General features: G+C 59.7%; 29 protein-coding genes. 11 read left to right on the top strand and 18 right to left on the bottom strand.

Translation table 11 applies throughout. The annotated features are described in order from the left end of the window. Positions 1-5: 5 nt before the first annotated feature. From H4W29_RS10650 to H4W29_RS10630, 5 genes are all read right to left on the bottom strand, one after another. Positions 6-800, bottom strand: coding sequence for an ABC transporter ATP-binding protein (locus H4W29_RS10650; protein ID WP_192728887.1), 795 nt, complete (start codon positions 798-800; stop codon positions 6-8). Continuing rightward, on the bottom strand, positions 797-1,675 hold the full coding sequence (locus H4W29_RS10645; protein WP_192728886.1) for an ABC transporter permease: 879 nt from the start codon (positions 1,673-1,675) through the stop codon (positions 797-799). The genes H4W29_RS10650 and H4W29_RS10645 overlap by 4 nt, the downstream gene beginning before the upstream one ends. Before the next feature lie 123 nt (positions 1,676-1,798). Then, positions 1,799-2,752, bottom strand: a complete 954-nt coding sequence (locus tag H4W29_RS10640; protein ID WP_192728885.1) for an ABC transporter substrate-binding protein — start codon at positions 2,750-2,752, stop codon at positions 1,799-1,801. A gap of 94 nt (positions 2,753-2,846) precedes the next feature. Beyond that, positions 2,847-4,082, bottom strand: a complete 1,236-nt coding sequence (gene rlmN / locus H4W29_RS10635; protein ID WP_192728884.1) for a dual-specificity RNA methyltransferase RlmN — start codon at positions 4,080-4,082, stop codon at positions 2,847-2,849. A gap of 258 nt (positions 4,083-4,340) precedes the next feature. Then, positions 4,341-4,856, bottom strand: a complete 516-nt coding sequence (locus H4W29_RS10630) for an invasion associated locus B family protein (protein ID WP_192728883.1) — start codon at positions 4,854-4,856, stop codon at positions 4,341-4,343. A 336-nt stretch (positions 4,857-5,192) separates the two neighbouring features. Between H4W29_RS10630 and H4W29_RS10625 the strand changes: the two genes are divergently transcribed. Next, positions 5,193-5,753, top strand: coding sequence for a sigma-70 family RNA polymerase sigma factor (locus tag H4W29_RS10625; RefSeq protein ID WP_192728882.1), 561 nt, complete (start codon positions 5,193-5,195; stop codon positions 5,751-5,753). A 99-nt stretch (positions 5,754-5,852) separates the two neighbouring features. Here the strand turns inward: H4W29_RS10625 and H4W29_RS10620 are convergent, their stop codons facing one another. Together H4W29_RS10620 and H4W29_RS10615 are read right to left on the bottom strand one after the other, a co-directional pair. Further along, the gene (locus H4W29_RS10620; protein WP_029868950.1) at positions 5,853-6,245 is read right to left on the bottom strand and encodes a YkvA family protein; all 393 of its coding nucleotides are present in this window, start codon (positions 6,243-6,245) and stop codon (positions 5,853-5,855) included. Positions 6,246-6,309: 64 nt separating this feature from the next. Further along, a complete protein-coding gene (locus H4W29_RS10615) occupies positions 6,310-6,615 on the bottom strand; it encodes a 4a-hydroxytetrahydrobiopterin dehydratase (protein ID WP_192728881.1) in 306 nt (101 codons plus the stop codon). A gap of 35 nt (positions 6,616-6,650) precedes the next feature. Between H4W29_RS10615 and H4W29_RS10610 the strand changes: the two genes are divergently transcribed. Further along, on the top strand, positions 6,651-7,151 hold the full coding sequence (locus tag H4W29_RS10610) for a low molecular weight protein-tyrosine-phosphatase (RefSeq protein ID WP_192728880.1): 501 nt from the start codon (positions 6,651-6,653) through the stop codon (positions 7,149-7,151). Here the strand turns inward: H4W29_RS10610 and thpR are convergent. Both thpR and H4W29_RS10600 read right to left on the bottom strand, forming a co-directional pair. Next, the gene (gene thpR / locus H4W29_RS10605; protein ID WP_192728879.1) at positions 7,058-7,651 is read right to left on the bottom strand and encodes an RNA 2',3'-cyclic phosphodiesterase; all 594 of its coding nucleotides are present in this window, start codon (positions 7,649-7,651) and stop codon (positions 7,058-7,060) included. The genes H4W29_RS10610 and thpR overlap by 94 nt on opposite strands. 68 nt (positions 7,652-7,719) lie before the next feature. After that, a complete protein-coding gene (locus tag H4W29_RS10600) occupies positions 7,720-8,364 on the bottom strand; it encodes an arylesterase (protein WP_192728878.1) in 645 nt (214 codons plus the stop codon). 72 nt (positions 8,365-8,436) lie between these two features. Here H4W29_RS10600 and H4W29_RS10595 point away from each other — a divergent pair, with 72 nt between their 5' ends. The 4 genes from H4W29_RS10595 (at position 8,437) to H4W29_RS10580 (ending at position 13,272) form a co-directional block, all read left to right on the top strand. Beyond that, a complete protein-coding gene (locus tag H4W29_RS10595) occupies positions 8,437-9,156 on the top strand; it encodes an ABC transporter ATP-binding protein (RefSeq protein ID WP_192728877.1) in 720 nt (239 codons plus the stop codon). Continuing rightward, the gene (locus H4W29_RS10590) at positions 9,153-11,696 is read left to right on the top strand and encodes an ABC transporter permease (RefSeq protein WP_192728876.1); all 2,544 of its coding nucleotides are present in this window, start codon (positions 9,153-9,155) and stop codon (positions 11,694-11,696) included. The genes H4W29_RS10595 and H4W29_RS10590 overlap by 4 nt, the downstream gene beginning before the upstream one ends. A 179-nt stretch (positions 11,697-11,875) precedes the next feature. After that, a complete protein-coding gene (locus H4W29_RS10585; protein WP_113013307.1) occupies positions 11,876-12,604 on the top strand; it encodes a Bax inhibitor-1/YccA family protein in 729 nt (242 codons plus the stop codon). 110 nt (positions 12,605-12,714) lie between these two features. Further along, on the top strand, positions 12,715-13,272 hold the full coding sequence (locus H4W29_RS10580; RefSeq protein WP_192728875.1) for a GNAT family N-acetyltransferase: 558 nt from the start codon (positions 12,715-12,717) through the stop codon (positions 13,270-13,272). Between the two features lie 6 nt (positions 13,273-13,278). On the opposite strand, the gene H4W29_RS10575 is transcribed toward H4W29_RS10580, so the two are convergent. The 3 genes from H4W29_RS10575 to acnA all read right to left on the bottom strand — a co-directional run bounded on the left by H4W29_RS10575 (position 13,279) and on the right by acnA (position 17,621). Then, positions 13,279-13,680 carry a DUF2794 domain-containing protein gene (locus H4W29_RS10575; RefSeq protein WP_192728874.1) on the bottom strand — a complete coding sequence of 134 codons (402 nt, stop codon included), beginning with the start codon at positions 13,678-13,680 and terminating at the stop codon, positions 13,279-13,281. Between the two features lie 273 nt (positions 13,681-13,953). Beyond that, positions 13,954-14,694: a DUF1223 domain-containing protein gene (locus tag H4W29_RS10570; RefSeq protein WP_192728873.1), complete on the bottom strand. Its 741-nt coding sequence runs from the start codon at positions 14,692-14,694 to the stop codon at positions 13,954-13,956. A gap of 236 nt (positions 14,695-14,930) precedes the next feature. Next, positions 14,931-17,621 carry an aconitate hydratase AcnA gene (acnA, locus tag H4W29_RS10565; protein ID WP_192728872.1) on the bottom strand — a complete coding sequence of 897 codons (2,691 nt, stop codon included), beginning with the start codon at positions 17,619-17,621 and terminating at the stop codon, positions 14,931-14,933. 260 nt (positions 17,622-17,881) lie between these two features. On the opposite strand from acnA, the gene ccmA reads away from it, so the two are divergent. The 5 genes from ccmA to H4W29_RS10540 are packed head-to-tail and all read left to right on the top strand — an operon-like array spanning position 17,882 to position 20,770. Further along, positions 17,882-18,526 (top strand): heme ABC exporter ATP-binding protein CcmA, encoded by a 645-nt coding sequence (ccmA, locus tag H4W29_RS10560; protein ID WP_192728871.1) that lies wholly within the window; start codon positions 17,882-17,884, stop codon positions 18,524-18,526. Beyond that, positions 18,523-19,182, top strand: a complete 660-nt coding sequence (gene ccmB, locus H4W29_RS10555; RefSeq protein WP_192728870.1) for a heme exporter protein CcmB — start codon at positions 18,523-18,525, stop codon at positions 19,180-19,182. The genes ccmA and ccmB overlap by 4 nt, the downstream gene beginning before the upstream one ends. Before the next feature lie 48 nt (positions 19,183-19,230). Continuing rightward, positions 19,231-19,992 (top strand): heme ABC transporter permease, encoded by a 762-nt coding sequence (locus tag H4W29_RS10550; RefSeq protein ID WP_192728869.1) that lies wholly within the window; start codon positions 19,231-19,233, stop codon positions 19,990-19,992. 2 nt (positions 19,993-19,994) lie between these two features. Next, entirely contained in the window at positions 19,995-20,165 is a 171-nt protein-coding gene (gene ccmD / locus H4W29_RS10545) for a heme exporter protein CcmD (protein WP_192728868.1), read from the top strand. Continuing rightward, positions 20,162-20,770 carry a DsbE family thiol:disulfide interchange protein gene (locus H4W29_RS10540; protein ID WP_192728867.1) on the top strand — a complete coding sequence of 203 codons (609 nt, stop codon included), beginning with the start codon at positions 20,162-20,164 and terminating at the stop codon, positions 20,768-20,770. The genes ccmD and H4W29_RS10540 overlap by 4 nt, the downstream gene beginning before the upstream one ends. Here the strand turns inward: H4W29_RS10540 and H4W29_RS10535 are convergent. From H4W29_RS10535 to H4W29_RS10510, 6 genes are all read right to left on the bottom strand, one after another. Next, a complete protein-coding gene (locus H4W29_RS10535; RefSeq protein WP_376776558.1) occupies positions 20,767-21,354 on the bottom strand; it encodes a DUF2585 domain-containing protein in 588 nt (195 codons plus the stop codon). The two genes, H4W29_RS10540 and H4W29_RS10535, sit on opposite strands and share 4 nt — an antisense overlap. Continuing rightward, positions 21,351-21,995, bottom strand: coding sequence for a septation protein A (locus H4W29_RS10530; protein WP_192728866.1), 645 nt, complete (start codon positions 21,993-21,995; stop codon positions 21,351-21,353). The genes H4W29_RS10535 and H4W29_RS10530 overlap by 4 nt, the downstream gene beginning before the upstream one ends. A 59-nt stretch (positions 21,996-22,054) precedes the next feature. Then, positions 22,055-23,614 (bottom strand): signal recognition particle-docking protein FtsY, encoded by a 1,560-nt coding sequence (gene ftsY / locus H4W29_RS10525; protein WP_192728865.1) that lies wholly within the window; start codon positions 23,612-23,614, stop codon positions 22,055-22,057. A gap of 15 nt (positions 23,615-23,629) precedes the next feature. After that, the gene (mtaB, locus tag H4W29_RS10520) at positions 23,630-24,904 is read right to left on the bottom strand and encodes a tRNA (N(6)-L-threonylcarbamoyladenosine(37)-C(2))-methylthiotransferase MtaB (RefSeq protein ID WP_192728864.1); all 1,275 of its coding nucleotides are present in this window, start codon (positions 24,902-24,904) and stop codon (positions 23,630-23,632) included. After that, on the bottom strand, positions 24,901-25,803 hold the full coding sequence (dapF, locus tag H4W29_RS10515; RefSeq protein ID WP_192728863.1) for a diaminopimelate epimerase: 903 nt from the start codon (positions 25,801-25,803) through the stop codon (positions 24,901-24,903). Before dapF ends, mtaB begins: the two co-directional genes overlap by 4 nt. 168 nt (positions 25,804-25,971) lie before the next feature. Further along, positions 25,972-26,196 carry a hypothetical protein gene (locus tag H4W29_RS10510; RefSeq protein ID WP_183749420.1) on the bottom strand — a complete coding sequence of 75 codons (225 nt, stop codon included), beginning with the start codon at positions 26,194-26,196 and terminating at the stop codon, positions 25,972-25,974. Positions 26,197-26,290 lie beyond the last annotated feature (94 nt).

Raw genomic sequence — 26,290 nt, 5'->3', positions numbered from 1 at the left:
TCGGCCTAGCCGATCAGCAGCGCATCGTCGTCGAGCGTCTGGCCGCGCATCTTGCGGAACATCGCGATCAGGTCCTCGACCTGCAGGTTCTTCCTGTTGTCGCCGGCCACGTCGAGCACGATCTCGCCACCGTGCAGCATGATCGTGCGATGGCCGTAATCCAGCGCCTGCCGCATGGAGTGCGTCACCATCATCGTCGTGAGCTTGCGTTCGGAAACGATCTTCTGCGTGAGGTTCATGACGAACTCCGCCATGCCAGGATCGAGCGCTGCGGTATGCTCGTCGAGCAGCAACACTTCGGAACCGGCAAGCGTCGCCATGACCAGCGAAACCGCCTGCCGCTGACCACCGGACAACAGGTCCATGCGGTCCTTCAGCCGGTTTTCCAGCCCGAGATTCAGTTCGGCGATCCGCTCCCGGAAATAATCGCGCCTGCTGCCCCCGAGCGCTGACGCAAGCCCGCGCTTCTCACCACGGCGTGCGGCCAGCGCGAGATTTTCCTCGATCGACAGCGCACCGCAGCTTCCCGTCAGCGGATCCTGGAATACGCGGGCGACCATGCCGGCACGCCCTGCCGTCGACTTACGCGTCACGTCGGTCTTGCCGATCAGCACCGAACCTTCGCTCGGCAGGACATCGCCGGCGAGAACGCCGAGCAGTGTCGATTTACCGGCGCCGTTGGAGCCGATGACGGTGACGAAGGAGCCTTGCTCGATGGTCAGGCTGACGCCGTTCAGCGCCTGTTTTTGCAGCGGCGTGCCGCGCCCGAAAACGACCTTGATATCCTTGACGCTGATCATGATGCGGCACCTCCGCGAAGGCGAGGAAGAATGAGCGCGATGGTGACAAGCACCGCTGTCACGAAATTGAGGTCGGAAGCCTGCAGGCCGATGACGTCGCTCGACAGTGCCAGCTGGATGGCGATGCGATAGATGATCGAGCCGAACACGCATCCGACAAGCGCAATCAGCAGTCCACGCCGGCCGAGCAGCGTCTCGCCGATGATGACGGCGGCAAGGCCGACGACGATGGTGCCGACACCCGAGGTGACATCCGCAAACCCGTTGGTCTGCGCAAAGAGCGCGCCACCGAGTGCCACCAGCGCATTGGAAATCGCCATGCCCAGATAGATCTGCCGGCTGGTATCGACACCCTGGGCACGGGCCATGCGGGCATTGGCGCCGGTCGCACGCATCGCAAGCCCGGCATCGCTTTCAAGAAAGCGCCAGACGACGATGACGGCGATAACAACGAGGGTGCCGACGAAGAGCGGCCGAACGTAAAAATCCCTGAGCCCATGTCCGAAGAAGGGACTGATCATCGTATCAGCATTGATAAGCGCAACATTCGGCTTGCCCATGACGCGTAGATTAACCGAGAAGAGCGCGATCATCGTCAGGATAGAGGCAAGCAAGTTGAGGATCTTGAAGCGCACGTTGAGGAGCGCCGTCACCATTCCGGCTCCAGCCCCTGCTGCCATCGCGATCAGTGCTGCGAGCCACGCATTGACGCCGGCGATGATCAGCACCGCAGTCACGGCAGCACCGAGCGGGAACGAACCGTCCACTGTCAGATCCGGAAAATCGAGTACACGGAACGCAAGATAAACGCCGAGCGCGACGAAGGAATAAACCAGGCCGAGCTCGACGGCCCCCCAGAATGCAATTTGGCTCAAGGCTTTCAGCCCCTTTTTGTTTCCGTTCCGCCCGTCGCGAAACGGGAGCCTTTTAATATATTCAGCCGCCCCCGTGCAAACGGGAGCGGCTGATCGTAACTAAGACCTTGGAACGACAGTCGATTATTCGATGACCTTGTTGGCGCGCGAGACAACGCTTTCCGGCAGGGTGACACCCATCTTGGCCGCAGCTGCCTTGTTGATGACGAGGTCGCTGCCGGCCGCGGTCTTCACCGCGATATCACCTGGGTTTTCACCCTTCAGCACGCGAACGACAATCTCGCCTGTCTGCTTGCCGACGTCGTAATAGTTGAAGCCAAGCGCTGCGATCGACCCGCGCGAAACGGAATCCGTATCCGCGGTGAAGAGAGGCAGCTTGCTCTCTTCCGCAACGGCGACGGCACCTTCGAGAGCCGAGATGATTGTGTTGTCCGTCGGGATGTAGATTGCATCGGCGCGGCCGACGAGCGCACGGGCAGCGCCCTGCACTTCGGCGGACTTCGTTGCAGCCGATTCAACGATGGTGATGCCGGCCTTCTCAGCTTCAGCCTTCAGTGCCGCCAGCAGCGAGACCGAATTCGCCTCGCCGGAATTGTAGAGGTAGCCGATCGTCTTCACATCAGGCAGGATTTCCTTGATGAGCGCGATATGCTCGCCGACCGGCGACATGTCGGAAAGGCCCGTCACGTTCCCACCCGGCTTGTCCATGTTCTTGACGAGCTGCGCGCCGAGCGGATCGGACACGGCAGTGAAGACAACAGGGATATCGCGCGTCGCCGAAACGACGGCCTGGGCCGACGGCGTGGAGATCGGCACGATGACATTGGGTTCGTCGCCGGCGAACTGGCGAGCGATCTGGGCTGCCGTCGCGGGATTGCCCTGCGCGGATTCGAATACGAACTTGAGGTTTTCGCCTTCCTTATAGCCGGCAGCAGTCAGCGCATCGAGTACGCCTTTACGCGCAGCATCGAGCGCCGGATGTTCGACGATTGCGGTCACGGCAACCGTGACGTCAGCGGCCTTGACCGGCAGTGTGAGAGCCAAAGTTGCGGCACAGGCCAGAAGAATTGAACGCATGGGGTGTCCTCCAGAATGATTTTGGGGGCACTTTTAGAAAAAGCGCCCCCGTTAATCAATCTCGGAGAATTGTTGCGACGATCAAACTTGCTGATCAGTCGTCCGCGCCGTGGTTGGCGATCATCATAGCTTCGAAGGCAAGACGCTCGGTTTTGCGCATGCGTTCGGATTCCGACTTCAGCTGGCCGCAAGCGGCGAGAATGTCGCGGCCACGCGGTGTGCGGATCGGCGAAGCGTAGCCGGCCGAATTGATGAAATCGGCAAACTTCTCGATCTGCGCCCAGTCGGAACACTGGTAGTTCGTGCCCGGCCACGGGTTGAAGGGGATGAGGTTGATCTTCGCCGGCACGCCCTTCAGAAGCTGGATCAGTCCCTTGGCGTCTTCCAGGCTATCGTTGACGTCCTTGAGCATCACATATTCGAACGTGATGCGCCGCGCATTCGAAAGCCCCGGATAGTTCTTGCAGGCCTCGATCAGCTCCTTCAGCGGATACTTCTTGTTGATCGGCACGAGGATATCGCGCAGGTCGTCGCGCACCGCATGCAGCGAGATCGCCAGCATGACGCCGATCTCCTCGCCGGTGCGCAGAATCTCGGGCACGACGCCGGAGGTGGAAAGCGTCACCCGGCGCTTCGACAGCGACAGGCCATCACCATCAGTCGCGATCAGCAGGGCCTGCTTTACGGCATCGAAATTATAGAGCGGCTCGCCCATACCCATCATCACGATATTGCTGACCTTGCGGCCTTCGGAGGGCACCACGGCGCCGACAGGCACGTCGCGATCGGGGAAGTCGCCCAGCCGGTCGCGGGCGAGCAGAAGCTGGGACAGGATTTCCTCGGCCGTCAGGTTGCGCACCAGACGCTGTGTCCCGGTATGACAGAAGGAACAGGTGAGCGTGCAGCCGACCTGGCTGGAAATGCAGAGCGTACCGCGCCCTTCCTCGGGGATGTACACGGCCTCGATTTCGACCGGCCGGCCGGCGCCGCGCGGCGGAAAGCGTAGCAGCCACTTGCGCGTGCCGTCATTGGAAATCTGTTCTTCGACGATTTCAGGCCGGGCAATGGTAAAATGCTGCTTCAGCATCTCGCGCATATCCTTGGCGACATTCGTCATATGGTCGAAATCGGAGACGCCGCGCACATAGATCCAGTTCCAGAGCTGCGACACGCGCATCTTGATCTGCTTGTCCGGCACGCCCCTTTCGCGCAGTGCCGCACCCATTTCCTCACGCGTCAGGCCGATCAGCGAGGGTTTTGGCGAAAGCTCAGTGCCAAGAGGCATCCGCCCGGCGGGCTTGGCAACGGTCATCGCATCCATAACGGACATAATCTTCTAATCCCGAACTCAACATGGCAACCATCCCGGAAAGCCGGAAGACTTACGGGGCCGGTGACGCATGATTGCAGAAATGAATGGGCGGAGCGGCGATAAATCGCCATCCTTCCGCAGTTGCGCGCCGCTTTAGCATCATTTTCCCTCCACGTCACTAGACCCGCGTATCGAGAGATGGAAGCGTCACCATAGATGGAAACGACAAAGGCCGGCGCAAGGCCGGCCTTCAAAACACTGCCCTTCGAGGTCAGCTTACTTGCAGCTTTCGATCTGCTTCAACGCAGCCGAAATGCCCGAAAGCGAATAGCTGTAGGATGTGCCGGTGCCCTTGCGCGAGGTGGCGCTGACGGTCATCGAATGGCCGGTCTTCATCGCCGCGACGAGCGCCGGCTCCTGAGCCGCATTCTCGACCCACCCGGCCTTATCCTTGGTGAACATCACGAAAGTTTTATTGTCGATCGTAACGTTGATCTTCGAATTTTCCTTCACCGTGTAGCCCATCATCGCCTGCGGCTCATAGGAGATGTTCTGGCCCGGACGCTGAGAGACGATGAAGAAATTGTCGCCGTGGTCGACGCTCGCCGGCTGCTTGGCAGTCGGCACCGAAAGCACGTAGCAGACGGTGGAGGGGCCGGACTTATAGGAATAGGCGCCCCATGCCTGGAACTGCTGGATGCGGGTCGGTGCTGCTGCCGCCTGCTGCGCTGCCGCCACTCCGGTCATAGCAACTGTGAGGGCGAAAGCGGATACGATACTTTTTACGAACATGGAATTCCTGCCGGTTCTTGCGGTTCAAGGCCCGAAGCGATCATTGCGGGCGGCGCATAATCACGATCTGCTTTATTTTGACTTAATTCAGGTTACCAAATGGTCAACAATGACTGCGAATTGTCTCTGCCTGTTTCATTTTCGCCCGACTGTTAACTAGCGAACCGACAGCGGCGCGTGAGATTGCGCGCTGTCTTGATGGCCCAGCCCATCGGTTCGGGTGAATTTAAGACACAAAGATTCAGGCAAGAGTTTGACCTTTCTAAAATCCGTTGTAGGTCGTTAAGATCAGGAAATTCAGACCGAAATCTTGACTGCAGGGAGTTCGTGAGAGGGATGGATGCCGAGGAAAGACAGCGTTTCGCTGCCCTCGCAAAGGCCGTTGCCGATGAGCGCGACGAGTCCGCATTCTCCGTACTCTTCGACTATTTCGCACCGCGCCTCAAATCATGGCTGATGCGCCAGAAGATGACACCAGGCGAGGCCGAGGAACTGGTGCAGGAAATCATGATCGTTCTCTGGCATAAGGCCGCTCTCTACGACCCGGCCCGCTCCTCGCTTTCCACCTGGCTTTTTTGCATCGCCCGCAACCGGCGCATCGATCAGCAGCGCCGCGCTCTGGTTCGTGTTCTCGATGGCGAGGATCCGACGCTGCAGCCGCCGGAGGAAATGCGCGCCGACGAGATCGTTGCCAATGACGACCGCGATGCGCAGGTGCGCGATGCCGTCAGCCAATTGCCCGAGGAGCAGCGGGCGCTGCTGCAGGCTGCCTTCTTCCTTGGTCAGTCGCATACGGAAATCGCAGACGCGACCGGCCTGCCGCTCGGCACGGTGAAATCGCGCATCAGGCTCGCCTTCGGCAAGCTCAGAAACCTGTTGGAGCGGGAAGAGGTCTAAAGCATGTCGCGCAAGACTGTGCAGCGGTTTTGCGACAACGACATGCGTAAAGACAAAGACCTGGCGCGGCGGGTGGATCTCAGAGATCGCGACGCGCTTTTAGATCGTCTTCATGCCATCTTCGGAACGGTCCGCGAGAACGCGATCAGCCGCCTCGTAGTGGCTCGGCCGGATATTGCCCCTCACCATGGCAAAGGCTGCCGACAGGACGGCGACATCGTCCGAAAAACCGATAACGGCGAAGATATCGGGGATGATATCGACCGGCATGACGAAGTAGGCAAGGGCTGCCAGGAGAACGCCGCGCACTCTGGTAGGCGTCTGCGGATCGAGCGCGCAGTAGAAACCGGCAACCACATCGCGAGAGAATGGAATCTGCCGCACGGCGCGGCGAAAGGTCGGCCAGAATTTCTGCCGCACCGTCTTTTCACGACGGTTCTGCGTATCCTCGTCGCCCGGCAACAGAATTTCCCCGTATTTGACCTCGTCCATCCCGATATCCCTTGTGGTCGCTCCGAACATATGGTGACGGCCAAAACCGTTTCAATCGGCCCATTCAATCAGTCCGGCGCGCTGCAGCCTTCTCCATGGCCTTTGCGAGCTTGAAATCCAGCTCCGTCAACCCGCCGGCATCATGCGTGTTGAGCTTCACCTCGACGCGGGAATAGACGTTGAACCATTCCGGATGATGGTTGAGTTTTTCGGCCGCAAGCGCCGATTCCGTCATGAAACCGAAAGCTTCCACGAAGTTCGCGAATTTGAACGTCTTCGAAATCGAACCTGCGGAATCATCGAGCGTCCAGCCCGTGAGTTCCCCAAGCAACTGGCTGATCGCCGGCCTTTCCAGCTTTTCCATTTTCATGCGATGTTCCTTTCATCCTTTCGTTGGATCCTCAGATGAAACGTATCAGCATCCTCTTTGTTTGCATGGGCAATATCTGCCGCTCTCCGCTTGCCGAGGGAATATTCCGCCATGTCGCGGGGGAGGAAGGCCTTGGCAAGGCGTTCCATATCGGTTCCGCCGGTCTCGGCGGCTGGCATCAGGGAGAATTGCCCGACCGACGCTCGATCACCACCGCAGGCGCGCATGGCATCGACATTACCGGGCAGCGCGCCCGGAAGATATTGCCTGAAGATTTTGACGATTTCGATCTGATCCTCGCCATGGACCGCTCGAATATCGCGGAACTGCGTCGGCGTTCAACGCACGCGGACAACATCCATCTCTTCGGCGATTTCGCGCTCGGCACCGGCGAAGATATTCCCGATCCCTATTATGGCGATCGGGAAGACTTCGAGTTCGTTTATGCTAGGCTCTTCAGCGGCTGCAACACGTTGGTCGAGAGGCTTGGCACCGTCAGCGGCTCGTGGAGCGGGAAGACTTCCTCGGTAAGATAAGGTCCGCCGCCGACCGATTCGCGTGACGACAGAAGCACGAAGCGCGGCACGGTGAAGGTCGAGGTCTGGAAGTTGCCGCGGCCGGCGAGGTAATGGACGACGTCGTCGACGCGCGAATATTTCAGCCGGGCAAGTGTGACATGCGGTGTGAATTTGCGCGGATCCGGCGGCAGGCCGATGCGCTGGCAGATGCGTTCGATCTCGCCCTGCAGGGCGTACATTTCAGGCGAAGGAGAAACTCCCGCCCAGATCGAATGCGGTTTCTTGGAGCCAAAGGAGCCGATGCCTTCAAGCCGGAGCTGGAATTCCGGCCGGTCGATGCGATCGAGACGCTCGACGATTTCGTCTGCCGTGCGTCCATCGACATCGCCGATGAAGCGAAGTGTAATGTGGTAATTCTCCACATCGATCCATCGTGCTCCGGGAAGACCACCGCGCAACAATGACAGGCTCATCGCCGCATTGCGCGGAATTTCGAGGGCGGTAAATAGTCTCGGCATAACGAGCACTCCCCGAATCTTTTGCAGGTGCTCACACGGAATCACGCATTACAAACCTGTGCAAGCCCCTATTTCTTCACAGAAGAAATCGTCTCGACGAATTTTGTGACAGCCGGCTCCATCTTCTCCACCATCACATCCACGCCCCTGGCATTGGGATGCATGCCATCATCGAGCTTCAGGTCCGCATCCAGCACCACACCGTCGAGGAAAAATGGATAGAGCTCAACCCCATGTTTTTCCGCAAGTTTCTGGTAGATCGGGTTGAAGCGTTCGGCATAGTCTGCACCCATGTTCGGCGGCGCCATCATGCCGGCAAGGAGCACGGCAATGCCGCGCTCTTTTAACCGGCTTATCATCTGGTCGAGATTCTTTTCGCTCTGCTCCGGCGGGATACCGCGAAGCGCATCATTGGCGCCGAGTTCGAGAATCACCCCGTCGGTTCCGTCAGGAATGGACCAGTCGATTCGCGCAAGCCCACCTGTGGTGGTGTCACCCGAGACGCCGGCATTGGTGATCGAAACGTCAATCCCTCTGGCCTTCAGAGCCGCCTGCAGCTTCTCTGGAAAGCCGTCGCCTGGCGGCAACTGGTAACCCGCCATCAGGCTGTCGCCGAAACCGACCAGATTGATCGTGCGTGCTTGCGCAACCGTCGAGAAAATCAGGGAGAAGACAATGACAGCGAAGTGAAGGGCGGCAACTTTAAATCTCATAATGCTTTCCCTAGATTGGCTAGGTGCCGTTATGCGGCCATTCGGTTACGGAACTATATAGGGCGATTTCTGTTGGCCAAAACCATCATCGATCTGAAACACGCCGATTTGACTCTCGGCAATGCTGCTGCCTCCGTCCATGTGCTGAAAGGCATTGATCTCAAGATCGGCGCAGGAGAATCCGTCGGTATTGTCGGGCCCTCGGGTTCCGGCAAGTCCACGCTGCTGATGGTGCTTGCTGGCCTGGAAAAGCTCGACAGCGGCGAGATCAACATCAATGACACGCCCCTGCATGCGCTGAGTGAGGATCAGGTCGCCGATTTCCGCGGCCGCAACATCGGCATCGTCTTCCAGTCGTTCCATCTGATCGCCAACATGACGGCGTTGGAAAATGTCGCAGTGCCGCTCGAGCTCGCCAATGTTCCCAACCCCTTCGAGATCGCCGAACGCGAACTGAACGCCGTCGGCCTCGGCGAACGCCTGAGCCACTATCCCGGCCAGCTCTCGGGCGGAGAGCAGCAGCGTGTGGCGATCGCCCGTGCGCTCGCCCCCTCACCTGCCCTGCTTATTGCTGACGAGCCGACCGGCAATCTCGACACCGATACCGGCCGGCAGATCGCTGATCTCCTGTTTTCCAAACAGGCCGAGCGCGGCATGACCCTGCTGCTCGTCACTCACGATATCGGTCTCGCCAATCGCTGCTCGCGCCAGATCCGCGTCCGGTCCGGGCGCATCGAGGGCGATAGCGCCGTCCGCCAATCAGAGGCGACGTCCGAGGCGGCGATTGCATGACGATCGTCACTCCGCGCATCTCGCTCGCCTTCCGTCTGGCCCTTCGCGAGCTGCGCGGCGGCTTGAGGGGCTTCTACATCTTCCTCGCCTGTATCGCTCTCGGCACCGCCGCGATCGCGGCCGTCAACTCGGTCTCGCAGTCTATCACTGATACGATCGCCTTGCAGGGGCAGGAGCTTCTAGCAGGTGATGTCCGCTTCGAGCTCAACAACCGCGAAGCCACGCCAGAGGAGATGAATTTCCTCCGAGGCCTCGGCGAGGTCTCCGTTTCCACCGGTCTGCGCTCAATGGCCCGCAAGCCTGATGGTTCGGATCAGGCACTGGTCGAGGTCAAGGCCGTCGACGATGCCTATCCGCTCTACGGCACTTTTGTAGCGGAGCCGAATTATCCGCTCGCCTCACTGCTATCAGGCGAAGGCGGCACTTATGGCGCTGTCGTCGCTCCGCTGCTGCTGGAGCGACTGGGACTGCGGATCGGCGACGAATTGCTGCTCGGCAACGTCAAGCTCAGTATCACGGGCACGGTCAAGACCGAGCCGGATGCGCTCTCGGAAGGCTTCGGCTTCGCCCCCCGCATGCTCATCAGCCGAAACGCGCTTCAGGCATCCGGCCTGATCCAGACCGGCAGCCTTGTAGAGCACGTCTACAAGATCAAGCTGGAAGACCGCAGCACGATGAGCGGTATCCAGGCCCGCGCCACCAGGGAATTCCCTTCGGCCGGCTGGTCGGTCCGCACCAGCGATCGCGCCGCCCCATCGCTGACGGAAAACATCACCCGCTTCTCGCAGTTCCTCACGCTGGTCGGCCTGACCGCACTGATCGTCGGCGGCGTCGGCGTCGCCAACGCGGTCCGCGCCTTCCTCGATGCCAAGCGTACGACGATCGCCACCTTCAAATGCCTGGGCGCGCCTGCCGCCGTCGTGGTCTGGATCTATCTTTTCCAGATCGGCATTATCGCGGCAGCCGGTATCCTGGTCGGTCTTGTGTTCGGCGCATTGTCACCGATGCTGGCAGCGCAGTTCCTTGCCCAGTTCCTGCCGGTCTCCACCGATCCGACGCTTTATCCCGGCGCTCTGCTTCTTGCGGCCCTCTTCGGCATGCTGACGACGCTTGCCTTCGCCATCCTGCCGCTCGGCCATGCACGCGAAGTGCCGGCAACCGCACTCTTCCGCGAACAGGGTTTCGAGGCACGCCGCCTGCCCTCCTGGCCCTATGTACTGCTGGCCGTGCTCTTCATGGCAGCGCTGGCAGGCCTTGCCATCTTTACCGCTTATGACCGCTTCATCGCCGTGATCTTCGTCGGCGCCATCATCTTCGCCTTCGTTATCTTGCGTCTCGTCGCGGCGTTGATCGCCTGGCTGGCGCGCAGAAGCCCGCGCGTCAACTCGCCGGCGCTGCGGCTGGCGATCGGTAATATCCATCGCCCCGGGGCACTGACGCCCTCCGTCGTCCTCTCACTCGGTCTCGGTCTTGCGCTGCTCGTGACGCTGACGCTGATCGACGGCAATCTGCGCCAGCAATTGACCGGCCGCATGAATGAAGGCGCGCCGAATTTCTTCTTCGTTGATATCCAGGGCGCCGAACTCGATACCTTCCGCAACCTGATCCACACCCGATCACCAAATGGCAAACTGGTGGAAGTACCGATGCTGCGCGGCCGCATCATCGCCTTTAACGGCCAGGACGTGACCAAGATGAATGTTCCGGCGGCTGGCCGCTGGGTGCTCAACGGCGACCGCGGCATCACCTACGAGGAAAGCCCGCCGGAAAATTCGACACTTGTCGAAGGTCAATGGTGGCCAAAGGATTACAGTGGCGAGCCGCTCGTTTCCTTTTCCGCGGAAGAGGCGCATGAACTCGGCCTGAAGATCGGCGATACCGTGACTGTCAACGTCCTCGGCCGCAACATCACGGCCAAGATCGCCAATCTGCGGCGGGTCGAGTGGGAATCGCTGTCGATCAACTTCGTGATGGTCTTCTCGCCGAACACCTTCCGTGGTGCCCCGCATGCGTGGCTGGCGACACTGACCGACCCTGCCTCGACCGAGGCGGAGGACGCCGCGATCCTGAAATCGGTGACCAATGCCTATCCGACGATCACCAGCGTGCGTGTCAAGGACGCGATCGATATCGTCAACCAGTTGGTCGGCGAGCTTGCGACCGCCATCCGCGCTGCAGCATCCGTTGCACTCATCGCCTCCGTTCTCGTGCTGGCCGGCGCACTTGCCGCCGGAAATCGAGCGCGCACTCATGATGCTGTGGTGCTGAAAACGCTTGGCGCGACGAGGGCCATGCTGATCCGTGCCTTCAGCTACGAATATCTCATCCTCGGTGTGGCCACTGCGATTTTCGCGCTCTTTGCCGGCGGTGTCGCTGCCTGGTTCATCGTCAGTCGCATCATGCGCCTACCCTCCAGCTTCATGCCTGATGTCGCGGGTCTCACGCTTGTCACCGCCCTTGTATTGACCGTCGGCATCGGCCTGATCGGCACTTGGCGCATTCTCGGACAGAAGGCATCACCCGTTTTGCGCGAGCTGTAACGGGTGGGAAGCCTAAATCCCTTCACCTTACGGCGATTTAACCGAACGGCAGATTGCAAAGGCCTTGTTTGAAATGGGCGAAAGCCTCATATTGTCAGCAGGCATGCTGGAAGCTCCGCAGCGGCGCCCGGGTCGTAAACCCGACACCGTATTTCCATCGGAGCTTGTAAGAGGAAACTATGGCTGATCTTCGTAACTACCAAAGCCGTGCACAAACCGGCGAAGTGATTGATCAAGGCCTCCGCGCTTATATGCTCAAGGTCTACAACCTGATGGCGCTGGGTCTGGCGATCACTGGTTTGGCCGCCTATTTCGCATTCACCTTCGCCGTCCAGGACGGCCAGCTCACCCAGTTCGGCCAGGTGCTGTACCAGTCGCCACTGCGCTGGGTCGTGATCCTTGCACCTCTTGCGGCGGTCTTCTTCCTGAGCTTCCGCATTAACCGCATGAGCGTGGCTGCGGCTCAGACAACCTTCTGGGTCTATGCCGCACTGGTCGGCCTCTCGCTGTCGTCGATCTTCCTGATCTATACGCAGTCGAGCATCACGCAAACCTTCTTCGTGACCGCCGCCTCCTTCGGTGCGCTGTCGCTCTACGGCTACACGACCAAGCGTGACCTGTCGGCGATGGGCTCGTTCCTGATCATGGGTCTCTTCGGCCTGATCATCGCTTCGCTGGTCAACATCTTCCTGGCTTCGTCGGCCCTGCAGTTCGCAATCTCCGTGATTGGCGTGCTGATCTTCGCGGGCCTCACCGCCTACGATACCCAGCGGATCAAGGAAATGTATTATGAAGCAGACGGTTATGACGTCGCTGGCCGCAAGGCCATCATGGGCGCTCTGACACTCTATCTCGACTTCATCAACCTCTTCATGTTCCTGCTGCAGTTCATGGGCAACCGTAAGTAAGCAGGCTGGACTGAAAACGAAAAGGCGGCTTCGGCCGCCTTTTTTGTTGCGGGCAGTTCGCTGGAGTGCTTCAACGTAAGCCGTCATCCAACCGTGCCGATCGATCCGAAATGCTCCCTCTCCTGCGCGACGCCCTTCCTTCCGATCTTCCCGCCATTACTGAAATCTACCGCGAAGCTGTGCTGAGCGGCACATCGAGTTACGAGATCGTGCCGCCGGCCGAGACGGAAATGACGGCCCGCTACTCCGCTATTCGCGAGCAGGGCTATCCTTATATCGCCGCAACAGCCGAGGACGGAACCCTGCTCGGCTATGCCTATGCCTCGGCCTTCCGCACCCGCCCGGCCTATCGCTGGCTGGTCGAGGATTCGATTTATCTAGGCACGGAGGCGCGCGGCAAGGGCATCGGCAAACTGCTTCTTGGAGAGCTGATTTCGCGCTGCACCGTCTCTGGCTTCCGCCAGATGACCGCTGTCATCGGTGGTGCAAGCCCGGCTTCTATCGCGCTTCATCGTTCGCTGGGTTTCGAAGAGATCGGCCTGATGAAAGGTGCCGGATACAAGCATGGCCGCTGGCTCGATACGATGCTAATGCAGCGCAGACTGGGCGAAGGAACAGAAACCCATCCCGACCCTGAAACCTATCCGGGCACGTTGTTCAAGGGGTGATATCGCTTACTTGTCGACGAGCTTCAGCGACTTGTCGAAAACCTTCAGGACTGGCCCAAGCTCATGGCCGCGCTTCAGGATCATGCCGTTGATGTTCACGACCGAAAAGGCGCCCTGCTTGGCAGCAAGCTTCGGATTCTTCTCGATGCGGAAGAGCGGCATTTCGCCCGAACGCTTGAAGACGGAGAACACCGCCTTCTCCCCAGTGTGGTCGATGGCGTAGTCTTTCCACTCGCCTTCGCCCACCATTCGACCATAGATCCACAGAATCTGGTCGAGCTCCCGCCGGTGAAACGTCACTGGCATCGGATCTTTGTTCTGTCTGTATTCCTTGAGATCAACGACGGTTGAAGAGCTATTGTCGACGGAGCGGCTTTCGCCGTATCGCAAATCCGGCGTATCTGTCATCAGACTCCCAAGACCTCCACGTGTGACAGGAGAGTGACAGTTTGCCCGAGCCGCAGCAAATTGCAAGGGCACCGACTGTCACACTGGGGACGAAACCTGCTTTCTGCGGAGTGCCGCATTTCAGTCAAAACAGCGCCTCATTTCCAAGAGAACTATAGGTTCCAGTTTGGCGCCAGCGCGCCAAAGGGCCCGGCGGAGCGTATCGACCTTAACCCCAGCCCCGAATACGCTTGGCCGGGCCGCCTGACATTCACCCGCAAGTGAATGAAATTCTTAGATATTTTTTCCTGCCATGACGACTGTCGCGCCGAGGATCGCTCCTGGATCGCCGTTGTCAGTCACAGACTGCAAGAGAATCGCCGACCCCTCGAGATCCGGTTTTTCCATCACGCTCGCCGGCAGAGTGAGCGTCGTAGCCTTGCCATCCCACATGCCGACGGTCTCCACATCAGTCACACTGTGGAGGTAAGAAATCTTCTTGCCGCTGTTTTCGCCCTTCTCGACCTCGATCGTTTTTTCCTTGTCGAAATAGACGATCACCACATTGGCCTTGCCCTGGCCGGCGCCAAGCTTGATCTCCAACTCATCGCCGCTCATGTGAGCGCTGACAGGCACGGTCAAGCCTTTGCCCTCGTTGGCATAGCTGTTTATCTTGCCGTTGATACCGGCAAGATCGGCGCCTGCGAGATGGTCACGGCCATTGACGATTACCTGCGGCGTATAGACGTTGCTGCGGCCCATCATGCGGGCATAGCCGTACTGCCGCTCGGTATTTTCCTTCGAGCTCAGCGTGTCGGCCCAGCCGAGATAATTCCAATAGTCGACGTGATAGGCGAGCGCGATGACATTGCCCTGGCTAACGAGCTTGCGGAATGCGGCATCGGCCGGCGGACAGGAGGCGCAGCCCTGCGCCGTGAACAGCTCAACGACGCCTTTCGGCGTGCCATCTTCGGCCAGGAGAGGACCTGCAAAAGCAAGCCCGGCGATCAACGGGATCATAAAACGCGGGGACATTCACCAGCACCTCTTTTCCAGGGCCGGCAGCGGTCCTGAACCGCCGGCTCTGAGATATGAACGTACGAATAATCCTTCCCAGTCCAAACGGAAAGTCACGAACGGGTGAGACGGAGCCCCAGGCGGATGGCGGCCGAAACACATCACCGTGAGCAATGAAACAGCCTCGCTTTCCGCAAAGAAAAACCGCCGGAAATTGCTCTCCGGCGGTCATTATCAGGCAAGTATCTTAACAATCAGGCAGCGAGATCACGCAGAACCGTCTGCAGGATGCCGCCATTGTTGAGGTAGACGACCTCGTCCAGCGTATCGACGCGCGACACCAGCGGAACGTCCTTCACGGTGCCATCGGCATAAGTGATCTTGGCGATCTTCTTTTCGCGCGGCTTGATGTTTTCGAGGCCCTCGATGGTAACGAGTTCGTCGCCCTTCAGGTTGAGGCTCTGCCATGTCGTGCCCTCTTCGAAGACGAAGGGGATGACACCCATGCCGACCAGGTTCGAACGATGGATACGCTCGAAGCTCTGGGCAATGACGGCCTTTACGCCGAGCAGGTTCGTGCCCTTTGCGGCCCAGTCACGCGAAGAGCCATTGCCATATTCCACGCCGGCGAAGATGACGAGCGGAACGCCTTCGGCCTTGTACTGCATGGCCGCATCGTAGATCGAGGTCTCTTCCTTGGACGGATAGTGGATGGTGTAGCCACCTTCCTTGCCGTTCGCACCGAGCATGAAGTTGCGGATACGGATGTTGGCGAAGGTGCCGCGCATCATGACTTCATGGTTGCCGCGACGCGTGCCGTACTGGTTGAAGTCGGCGACTGCGACGTCGTGGCCAAGCAGGTAGGCGCCGGCCGGCGAAGCAGCCTTGATCGAACCGGCCGGAGAAATGTGGTCGGTGGTGATCTTGTCGCCGAAGAGGCCGAGGACACGTGCGCCCTTGATGTCGGACGTGCCCGTGCCCTTCTTACCCATGCCGACAAAATACGGTGGGTTCTGAACATAGGTCGAATCGTCGTCCCAGGCATAGGTCTGGCCCGGGGGAACCTGAACGGCCTGCCAATTTTCGTCACCCTTGAAGACGTCTGCATACTTCGTCTCGTAGAGTTCGCGGGTGACGTACTTCTGGATGAAGTCCTGCACTTCATGCGAGGTCGGCCAGATGTCCTTGAGATAGACAGGGTTGCCGTTCTGATCTTCGCCGATCGGCTCCTTGGTCAGATCCTTCTGAACCGTGCCGGCGAGTGCGTAGGCGACGACGAGCGGCGGCGAAGCGAGGTAGTTCGCCTGAACGTCCGGCGAGATACGGCCTTCGAAGTTGCGGTTGCCCGAGAGCACGCCGGAAACGATCAGGCCCTTATCGTTGATCGTCTTGGAGATCGGCGCCGGCAACGGGCCGGAATTGCCGATGCAGGTCGTGCAGCCGAAGCCGACGAGGTTGAAGCCGAGCTTGTCGAGATCGGCCTGCAGGCCGGACTTGGCAAGATATTCACCGACGACCTGCGATCCCGGAGCAAGCGAGGTCTTGACCCATGGCTTGGTCTTCAGACCCTTGGCAACAGCATTGCGGGCGAGAAGGCCGGCAGCGATCAGCACCGACGGGTTCGACGTGTTGGTGCAGGAGGTGATGGCGGCAATCGCAACGTCACCATGGCCGAGATCGAAATCCGTGCCTTCGACCGCATAGCGGTTGTTGAGCTGGCCGGGCTTCTTGTAGTCGGTATCCATCGAGCCGGCGAAACCGGAGGCGATGTTTTCGAGAGCGATGCGGCCTTCCGGACGCTTCGGGCCAGCCATCGACGGCACGACGTCGCCAAGGTCGAGTTCCAGTGTGTCAGTGAAGACGAGATCGGAACCATCACCTTCGCGCCACATGCCCTGAGCCTTCGAATAGGCTTCGACGAGCGCGATCCGGTCATGCGTGCGGCCGGACATGGTGAGGTAGTTGATGGTTTCGCCGTCGACCGGGAAGAAGCCGCAGGTCGCGCCGTATTCCGGACCCATGTTGCCGATCGTTGCACGGTCGGCGAGCGGCATATTGTCCATGCCCGGACCGAAGAATTCGACGAACTTGGAAACGACGCCCTTCTTGCGCAGCATCTGCACGACGGTCAGAACGAGGTCGGTCGCGGTGACGCCTTCCTTGAGCTTGCCAGTCAGCTTGAAGCCGATGACTTCGGGCAGAAGCATCGAAACCGGCTGACCGAGCATGGCGGCTTCAGCTTCGATACCACCCACACCCCAGCCGAGAACGCCGAGACCGTTGATCATCGTCGTATGCGAGTCGGTGCCGACGCAGGTATCCGGATAAGCGATCGTTTCGCCATCCTCTTCCTTCGTCCAGACAGTCTGGCCGAGATATTCGAGATTGACCTGGTGACAGATGCCGGTGCCCGGAGGAACGACGCGGAAATTCTTGAATGCCTGCTGGCCCCACTTCAGGAAGCGGTAGCGCTCGCCGTTGCGCTGGTATTCCAGTTCGACGTTCTTGGCGAAAGCCTGCGGCGTGCCGAATTCGTCGACGATGACGGAGTGGTCGATGACGAGGTCGACGGGAACGAGCGGGTTGATCTTTTCCGGATCGCCGCCCAGGGAGACCATGGCGTCGCGCATTGCGGCGAGGTCGACGACAGCCGGAACGCCGGTGAAGTCCTGCATCAGCACGCGGGCCGGACGGTAGGCGATTTCGTTCTCGACAGCGCCCTTATTGTTCAGCCATTCGGCGACGGCAAGGATGTGCTCCTTGGTGACCGACTGACCGTCTTCGAAGCGCAGCAGATTTTCCAGCAGCACCTTCATCGAATAGGGGAGCTTCGATACGCCGGGGAGACCGTTTGCCTCAGCCTTCGGCAGGCTGTAGTAGACATAGTCCTTTCCACCAACGGAAAGCGTGGACCGACAATTGAAACTGTCAAGAGATTTAGACACGAGAGACCCCGTTTCTGATAGCCAACACAGTCGTGCGAACGCCTATGCACTTAATGCACATCAGGATGCGGGTACGGCCATTTCCGCTGTCCGCACGTGAGGAAAGCCCTCAAGTTCGGCGCAAGGATGAAATTCACGCCGACCGCTGGCGTGGTTGCAGGTCTTATAGATAATTTCGTAAAGACTTGCCATACCGACAAAGGTCAAAATTGGACATTTTTTGAGCTTGCCGACAGCGCCAACGAAGAAAGAGCCGATGCATGCATCTTACCGCTGAAAATCTGGCAGCCCGGCGCGGTGAGGATCTCATTTTCGTTAACGTTTCCTTTCACTTGCAGCCCGGCGAGGCACTTATTCTGACGGGTAAAAACGGATCGGGAAAGTCCACTTTATTGCGCGTCATCGCCGGTCTTTTGAGGCCGGAAAAGGGCTCTGTCACGGCCTCTGATTCGGTCAGTGCCGGGAGGCGTCCGGCAGCCGAAGCCAGCCACTACCTTGGCCATCGTAACGCCATGAAGACTGAACTTACGGTTGCAGAGAATCTGGATTTCTGGAGATCCTTCCTTGAACCTCGCAAAGCTGCCGGTCTGAGCACCGAAGAAGCCGCCGAAGCTGTCGGCCTGCCCGGCATCACCCACCTCCCCTTCGGCTACCTCTCGGCCGGCCAGCAGCGCCGCTTCGCTTTCGCCAAGCTTCTGGTCGCGTATCGTCCGGTCTGGCTTCTGGACGAGCCGACTGCAGCGCTGGATACCAGTGCAGACAGGTTGTTTACGGAATTGATTGAAGCGCATCGCAGGAAAGGCGGGATTGTCGTCGCCGCGACGCATCAGCCTCTTGGGCTGGAAGGGACCAGGGAACTGAAAATGACTGGTTTTGCCGGGGTGGATCAGGGAGTGTGGGGATGACCGCCCTTTTCCTGCGTGACCTGAGGCTCTCCATCCGCGCCGGCGGTGGCGCCCTGATCGGCATCCTCTTCTTCCTGACCGTCGTCGCCGTCATCCCCTTCGGCGTCGGGCCTGATCTTGCGCTTCTCTCGCGCATCGGTCCAGCCATCGTCTGGATCGGCGCGCTGCTCGCTGCCCTTCTCGGGCTCGATCGGCTGTTCCAGGCGGAGCGTGACGACGGTTCACTCGATTTGATGCTGATGCAGGAAACGCCATTGGTGCTGACAGTGTTCATCAAATGCGCCGCCCACTGGACCGCAACCAGCCTGCCGCTCGTCATCGCCTCCCCATTGCTCGGCCTCTTCATGAACATGAACGAGACGGCGATCGGTGCGACCATGCTCACGCTCTTCGTCGGCTCTCCGGCGATCACCTTCATCGGCGCTGTCGGTGCAGCCGTTGCCATAGCACTGCCGCGTGGCGGCCTGCTGGTCTCGGTACTCATCCTGCCGCTGACGATCCCGGTGCTGATCTTCGGCGTCAGCGCCAGCTATGCAGCGGTCGTGGGACCGGCGCCCTTCCTGCCGCCATTCCTGATCCTTATCGCCCTGACGCTCTTCTTTGCCGTCATCGGTCCGGCGGCCGCAGCCCTTGCGCTCAGAAACACAGCGGATTGATCGGCGCTTCGATTGCGGCTCCGGGCGGATCAAGGTAAGGAAACGGATATGAGCGAAACGAGCCTTGCCATCAGCAAATTCAGCGATCTTGCCAACCCGACGCGGTTTCTGGCGCTGGCATCGCGCATCATTCCATGGCTGGCCGGCATCACGGCCCTCTGTTTTATCATCGGGCTCTATCTGAGCTTCTCGACCGAGGGCGACTATCAGCAGGGCGAGACGGTGCGCATCATGTATGTGCATGTGCCCGCCGCCTGGCTTTCCATGATGTGCTATACGATCATGAGCATTTCGGCGATCGGCACACTCGTCTGGCGCCATCCGCTGGCGGATGTTTCGGCCAAGGCCGCAGCTCCGCTCGGGGCCGCCTTCACTCTGCTTGCACTCGTCACCGGCTCGCTCTGGGGCAAGCCCATGTGGGGCACATGGTGGGTCTGGGATGCGCGGCTCACCTCCGTCTTCATTCTCTTCCTGATGTATCTCGGCCTGATTGCACTGAACCGCGCCATGGATGAACCGTCCAAGGCAGCGCGCGTCACCGCCATCCTCATTCTCGTCGGCTTCGTCAACATTCCGATCATCAAGTTTTCGGTCGACTGGTGGAACACGCTGCATCAATCGGCAAGCGTCCTGCGCCTCGATGGGCCGGCGATCGATCCGGAATTCCTGCACCCGCTGCTGATCATGGCGATCGCCTTCACCCTGCTCTTCTTCACGCTGCATCTGATGGCGATGAGAAATGAGATCTGGCGCCGCCGCATCGCCTCTCAGCGCCGCATGGCCGCCCGCATGGCAAGCCGGGAGGAATAGCGATGAGCTCCTACGCTTTCTACGTCTATGGCTCCTATGGCTTTGCCGCCGTTGTGACGATCGCGGTAACGCTCTGGACCTGGACTGACGGGCGCGCACGCCAGAAGGAACTGGCAGCGCTTGAAGCCGCCGGTATCCGCCGCCGGTCCGCCCGACCGAAGGACGAGGAATGACCGAGGCTCCGCAAGAAAATAGGCCGAAAAGCCGCGGCGCCAGCCGCTATGTGCTTGCCCTGATTCCGCTGCTCGTCTTTGGCGGCATCGCGGCAACGGCAGCGAAAATGCTCTACGATCAGGATTTCCATGGCAAGAATATCGCCGAAATCCCCTCAGCTTTGATCGGCACCAAAGCGCCGTCGCTGAACCTGCCGCCGCTCGAAGGTTCCAATCTGCCGGCGCTGACGGATGAGGCAATCAAGGGCAAGCTTACCCTCGTCAACGTCTTCGCCTCCTGGTGCATTCCCTGCCGCGATGAACATCCCCTTCTCAAGCAGCTTGCCGAGGATGGGCGGCTGAACATCGTCGCGATCAACTACAAGGACAAGAACGAGAACGCCTTGCGCTTCCTCGGCGAACTCGGCAATCCCTATCACGCCATCGGCGTCGACCCGAACGGCAAGGCGGCAATCGACTGGGGCGTCTACGGCATTCCGGAAAGCTATCTCGTCGCGCCAGATGGCACGATCATCTACAAGCGTGTCGGCCCCTTTGACGATATCAGCCTGAAGGAAGGTCTTTTTCCAGCAATGGAAAAGGCGCTGGGCAAGCCGGTTTCCTAAGCCCCGCCCTGCCAGACCTTGATCGCTTCGACAGGCCAGATCAGCATCAGCACATTCAGCGTCAGATTATCCCGGATCACGTAACCGGTGAAAATCTCGAAGAAGATGGCAATGGCAACAGTCAGCGCCACAGGCGCTCTCGAGGCGAAGAAGAAGCCGACGGCCATGAAGATCGTGTCCATGGCCGAATTGATGATGCTATCGCCGTAATAGTCGAGCGAGATTGTCGCCGTGCGGTAGCGATCGATAATCAAAGGCGAATTTTCCAGAAGCTCCCAGCCGGATTCGATGAGAACAGCCAGGAGCAGGCGCGCCGCAAACGGCTTGCCGCGAAGCACGAGATGCGCCAGCCCGTAGAACAGGAAGCCGTGAATGATATGCGACGGTGTGTACCAGTCGGACAGATGCTGGGAATTGCCGCTGGAATTGACCGTGCCTTCCCACAGCTTGACGTAGCCGCAAGTGCAGATCGGCACCCGGCCCACCAGATATTCGGCAACTATCTGGGCGATCAGAACTGCAAGGCAGGCGGAAAACCAGAAGATCTGATGCCGTGACCGGTCGGCGCCGTTGATAACAGTCACTTCTCGCTTTCAGCCTCGGTGGAAATGCTGTGCTTCAGCACCAGCGGCATCTGCGCCATGGTGAAGATGATGGTGATCGGCATCGTGCCCCAGACCTTGAAGGCAATCCAGAAATTATCCGAGAAATTACGCCAGACGACTTCGTTCAGCACCGCAAGAAACAGGAAGAAGATGCCCCAGCGGATCGTCAGCTTGCGCCAGCCTTCGGCATCGAGCTGGAAGGCGGCGTTGAAGACATAGCCGAGCAGCGATTTGCCGAAGGCGAGGCCGCCAAGCAGGGCAAAACCGAAAAGCGCATTGACGATCGTCGGCTTCATCTTGATGAAGGTTTCGTTCTGAAGCCAGATCGACAGAGAACCAAAGATCAGCACGACGATACCAGAAACGAACGGCATGATCGGCAGATGGCCAAGCATGATCTTGGAAACCACCAGCGAGAGAATGGTCGCGCCCATGAAGAGGCCGGTCGCCACGAAGAGCGGACCACCGAGTTCGGCCAACGCCGGAAAACGCGCGACGAGCCATTCACCACGCAGATTGGCAAAGAAAAAGACCAGAAGCGGCCCGAGTTCCAGCGCCAGTTTCAGAAGCGGATGATGCCGGTCTGCGGCGCTGGGAGTAATATCGCTTTCAGTCGTCATGCTTCTTCAAACCTGCTTTTTTGCAATGCATGCAAGCCATCAACGGCTAATCTGTGGCATCATTGGCCAAGACCGGCAATGGCCTGCGCAAAATCCTCTGCCTCGAACGGCTCGAGATCGTCGACCCCTTCCCCGACACCGATGAAATAGACCGGCAGCTTATGCTTGGCGGAAATCGCCACCAGAATGCCGCCACGCGCCGTTCCGTCAAGCTTGGTCATGATCAGCCCGCTGACGCCGGCGACATTGCGGAAGATTTCCACCTGATTGAGTGCGTTCTGACCCGTCGTCGCATCGAGCGTCTGGAGAACGGTGTGCGGCGCATCCGGGTCGAGCTTGCCGAGCACGCGCACGATCTTCTCGAGCTCGGCCATCAGCTCCGCCTTGTTTTGCAGGCGGCCGGCCGTATCGATGATCAGCACATCGCATTTCCTGGCCTTCGCCTGCTCGAAGGCATCATAGGCAAGGCCTGCCGCATCCGCGCCGAGCTTGGTGCCGATGAATTCGGACTTGGTGCGATCGGCCCAGATCTTCAGCTGCTCGATGGCGGCTGCACGGAACGTATCGCCGGCCGCCACCATGACCTTGAGGCCGGAGCCGGAAAGCTTCGCCGCAAGCTTGCCGATCGTCGTCGTCTTGCCGGTACCGTTGACGCCGACGACGAGGATAACATGCGGCTTGTGCGAGAGATCGAGCTGCAGCGGCTTGGCGACCGGCTTCAGCACCTTGGCGATTTCGGCCGCCATGATGCGGCTCACATCCTCGCCGGTCACGTCCTTGCCGTAACGCTCCGAAGCAAGCGTATCGGTCACCCGCATCGCCGTCTCGACGCCGAGGTCAGCCTGGATGAGCAGATCTTCGAGATCCTGCAGTGTCTCGTCATCGAGCTTGCGCTTGGTGAAGAGCGCGGCGATCTGGCCGGTTAACTGCGAGGACGTGCGCGCGAGGCCATTGCGCAGGCGCTGGAACCAGGAAAGTCTTGGCTGCGGAGTGACCAGAGGCTCGGGTTCAGCGACCGGTCCAGTGGCAAAGCCTCTGGGAAGGATGGGATCCGGCGCCGATTCGGCGGGGGTGACACCCCCCTCTGTCCTGCCGGACATCTCCCCCACAAGGGGGGAGATTGGCAAGGATTGAGAACCTTGCTCCACCTCCACCGGAATATTCTGCGCCTCCTCAACCGGAATCTCCTCTGGAAATACTTCCGTAGGCTCGACTCTGCCTTCCTCTCTCACGGCAGCGTCATCCTCCAAACGATCTCCCCCCCTGTGGGGGAGATGTCCCGAAGGGACAGAGGGGGGTGCTACCGCAGCGTCATCTGCATTCGCTTCCGCCTCGGCTTCCAACAGCGACAGGGGAACCACGTCCATGTCGCCCAGATCATCGACGGTGGGGAGCAATTCCGACTGAGCTTCAACCGGTTCTTGCTCGGCGAGAGCTTCATCGATATCCGCCGCCGGCCCGCCGGCCGTATCCATTTCCTCGGCCAGAACAGGATCGGCCGCAACTGGCAGATCTTCGTTGCGCGAGCGCGGCTCCAGCTCCCGTTCAACGGCCTCTGGCACAGGCTCTTCCGCCGGCTTGCCGAAGGTGAAGACCTTTTTGATGAAACTGAGCGCCATGAGCTGTCCGTGAAGTCAGGCCGCCGCGGCAGCCGTCAATTGCATATCGAGATGCTTGCCGTTGTGGCCTGATATCGTCGCTTCGACGATATCGCGCGGGCGAAGGCCGGGCACGGCAACAAGCGTGAAGTTTTCCGTATGGGCAAGACCGTTATTTTCCACCAGCAGCCATTGCCGTGTTCCGACCATCTTGTCCAGATGGCGCTGGTACAGCATCTGTCCAGTGGCGCGGAGGCGAGCGGCGCGATCCTTGATGAGCGAGCGATCGAGCTGCGGCATACGCGCGGCAGGCGTGCCGGGCCGTGGGCTGTAGGGGAAGACGTGCAGATGCGCGATGTCGGCTTCTTCGGCGAGGCGCACAGCGTTCTCGAACATCTCTTCGGTCTCCGTCGGGAAGCCGGCGATCATGTCTGCGCCAAAGCTGATCTGCGGCCGTAGCCGCCGCACGTCTTCGATGAAACGCAGAGCATCGGCACGCAGATGGCGGCGTTTCATGCGCTTGAGGATCATGTCGTCGCCATGCTGCAGGGAGAGATGTAGATGCGGCATGAAGCGCGGTTCGTCCGCGATGAGGTCCATGAGATGGCGATCGGCCTCGATACTGTCGATCGAAGATAGCCGCAGCCTGCGTATGTCAGGCACCTGCTTGAGCAGCGTCTTTGCGAGCAGCCCAAGCGTCGGCTCGCCGGGAAGATCTGCGCCATAGCTCGTAGCATCGACGCCGGTCAGCACGATTTCACGATAGCCGCTTTCCGCGAGACTGTGCGCCTGTTCGACCACCGCCCCCATCGGCACGGAACGCGAATTGCCGCGCCCATAGGGGATGATGCAGAAGGTGCAGCGGTGGTCGCAGCCGTTCTGCACCTGGATGAAGGCCCGCACGTGGCCGTCGATATGCTTGACCATCTGCGGCGCAGTGTGGCGCACGCTCATGATGTCGTTGACGCGCAGTTTCTCTTCCGCCGAAACGCCGAAATCTGGAAGCGCGCGATAGGAGGCAGCCTTCAGCTTTTCCTCATTGCCGAGCACGGCATCGACTTCAGCCATTTCGGCGAAGGTCTGCTTTTCCGTCTGGGCTGCACAGCCGGTGACGATGATGCGGGCATGCGGATTGTCGCGGCGCGCGCGGCGGATCGCCTGGCGGGCCTGGCGCACAGCTTCACCGGTCACGGCACAGGTATTGACCAGAATGGCATTGTTGAGCCCGGCCGCTTCGGCCTGCGATCTCATGACTTCGGATTCATAGGTATTGAGACGACAGCCGAAGGTGATGACCTCGACGCCGCTCACCGCGCTTCCGCTCCGGGTGCAGCATCGCGTGACCATGAGCCGGTCGTCGGATCGACCGTGCCGGACCATTCCCATTCGGCAGGACCAGTCATGACGACATGGTTATTCGCGCGCCAGTCGATAACCAGCGGCTGGCGGATCGGGCTGGAGGCGACATCGATCGTCACCTTGCGGCCGGTGCGGCCGGTGCGCGCGGCACTGACGGCGGAAGCACAGGCAGCCGAACCGCAGGCGAGTGTCAGGCCGGCGCCGCGCTCCCATGTGCGTGTCCGCAGCGCCGAATCCGAGATGACCTGCGCCAGCGAGATATTCGCCTTTTCCGGGAACATCGGATGGTTTTCCAGTAGCGGCCCGAAACGTTCGAGATCGAAGCTCATCGGATCGCGGTCGACCCAGAAGATCGCATGCGGATTGCCCATCGACATGGCCGAAGGCGAATGCAACACCGGATTGTCGATCGGCCCGATCTGCAGCTCGATGCGGCTCGTATCGTGAAATTCTTCGGCGAGTGGAATACGGTTCCATTCGAAAACCGGCCGGCCCATATCGACGGAGATCGTGCCATCCTCATGCTCGACGGCATTCAGGATGCCGGCAACCGTCTGGAAGGTGAAGGCCTTCTTGCCGGTCTCGGCGGCGAGCGCCTGCACGACGCAGCGCGTACCATTGCCGCAGGCCTGCGCCTTGGATCCGTCGGAGTTGAGGATGTCGATATATGCGTCTGTTCCCTGCGCCTTCGGATCATGGATCGCCATGATCTGATCGAACTGCGTCTCTGCATCCGTATTGAGTGCGATCGCCGCCTCCGGCGTCACCTTGTCGGTCCGCCCGCGCATGTCGACAACCAGGATCTTGTTGCCAAGCCCGTTCATCTTCGCGAATTCGACCGTGTTAGTCATTTGACTATTTCCGCTGCGTTTTGGCTGTATATGGCGGAAATGCTCGGGGATTACCAGTGGGTGAACGCCAAGCGAGGTTCGTCCTCTTTCTTAAGCATAAAGGCCAGGCCCGCGAAATCAGAACGGGTACGGCACTGTCAGCCTTTGCAAACTAGGCGAAATCCGGATCTACCGCACCGTGCCTTCGGAATTGAGAGACGCCGCGTGCGCTTCGACGATAGCGGCGGTAATGACCTTTCTGAGCTCGTAGACCAGCAGGCGGGACCGCTTGCGATCCAGGTCCTGTGCCGCCTTCGCCAAATTCAGGCCTTCTCGCAGAACTATATTATGGGCGCGTGCCAGCGCCCAGCTTTCTATATCTGGGTTTATCATTTGATATCTCCGCCGATTCATTCGGCATCAAGGATATTCACGAATCATTTTACAGAATTTACTTAAGTAGAAAGTAGAATCAGAAGCGGAATATTTTGCAACTGGCATTTCGCGC

This window comes from Rhizobium viscosum (assembly GCF_014873945.1).
Classification (GTDB): Bacteria; Pseudomonadota; Alphaproteobacteria; order Rhizobiales; family Rhizobiaceae; genus Rhizobium; species Rhizobium viscosum.
Note: the sequence above shows the minus strand (reverse complement) of the source record. Positions and strands in the feature narration are given on the sequence as shown.